This is a genomic window from Allobosea sp. CER48 (genome assembly GCF_044752385.1).
In the GTDB taxonomy this organism is placed as follows: domain Bacteria; phylum Pseudomonadota; class Alphaproteobacteria; order Rhizobiales; family Beijerinckiaceae; genus Allobosea.
Map to the genome: position 1 here is coordinate 1 of NZ_JBIWYK010000693.1, position 1,243 is coordinate 1,243.

The 1,243-nt window shown below is 68.3% G+C and carries 1 protein-coding gene; it reads right to left on the reverse strand.

All coding sequences use genetic code 11. The features are described from left to right. Positions 1-29 precede the first annotated feature (29 nt). Entirely contained in the window at positions 30-971 is a 942-nt protein-coding gene (locus ACIPIA_RS16620; RefSeq protein WP_400511079.1) for a c-type cytochrome, read from the reverse strand. Positions 972-1,243 lie beyond the last annotated feature (272 nt).

The window sequence follows — 1,243 nt, forward strand, 5'->3', positions numbered from 1 at the left end:
ACACCGCAGCGCTGGCAAGCCCACGCGCCTCAGGGGGCCTTCGCCTGGGGCCGCGCCGGTCCTTCCACAGCCGGCAGCGACTTCAGATACTCCGCCATCGCCATCCGGTCGGCGTCGGGGAGCTGCGCCATGTTGCGCACCACCGCGGCCATCGTGCCGCCGACGCTGTCGAAGCTCGGGGTGAAGCCCGTCTTCAGCAGCTCGGCAATCTCTTCCTTCGACCACTTCGCCAGCCCGTTCTCGGACTGGGTGATGTTCGGCACCCAGCCCTTGCCTTCCGGATCGGGACCACCGGCGAAGCGGGTCGCCTGCACGATCGCACCGAGCGCATTGCGGGCCGAGTGGCATTCGGCACAGTGGCCCGGGCCGTTCACGAGATAGGCGCCGCGGTTCCAGGCCTCGCTCTTCGCCGGATCGGGCCGGAAGGGTGCTCCTTCGAAGAACAGCAGCTTCCAGCCGCCGACCATGCGCCGGATGTTGAACGGGAACGGCAGCTCATGCGGCGGCGCCCTGCCCTCGACCGGGGCCAACGTCCGGATGTAGGCGAAGAGATCGGCGAGCGCCCTCGGAGGCATCAGCCGGTAGGAGGTGTAGGGAAAGGCTGGATAGAGATGCTGGCCGCTCGGCGAGACTCCCGCGGCCATCGCATCGACGAAATCCTGCACACCCCAGTTCCCGATACCGTCCCGCGTATGCGGCGAGATGTTGGGGGCATGGAACGTGCCGAAGGGCGAGGCCAGCGCCAGCCCGCCGCCGAGCCTCAGCTTGTCGTCCTGGCCCGGCGTCGCGTGGCAGGACGCGCAGCCGCCGGCTGCGAAGAGCAGCCTGCCATTCTCGATATCGGCCGCCGGCAGCGCGCCGATCTCCGGCGACGGCGAGACGACGCGTGGATCGGTGAGGACGTAGAAGCCCGCGAAAGCGAGGACCGCCAGCAGGACGAGGGTCACGAACAGGCGGCGCAGCAACAGCATCGGCATCTCCAAAGGCGCAATCAGGCACCCTGCCTGCGCAGGGCTCCAGCCTCGAACCACGACAGTTCTAACGTGGCGCAGCCGGGATGGCTCCGGCAAGCAGGTAAATCAGGCCAAGAAAAAGCGGGCAGCCAACGCTGGCGCCCGCTCTCGGTCTTCCGGCGAAGCGGCTTCGCCGCCTCACTTCTTGACGCGGTAGGCCTCGTGGCACGCCCCGCAGTTCTTGGTCGCCGCGCCAAAGGCGGTCCGGAAGCCATCAAGACTCGTGACGC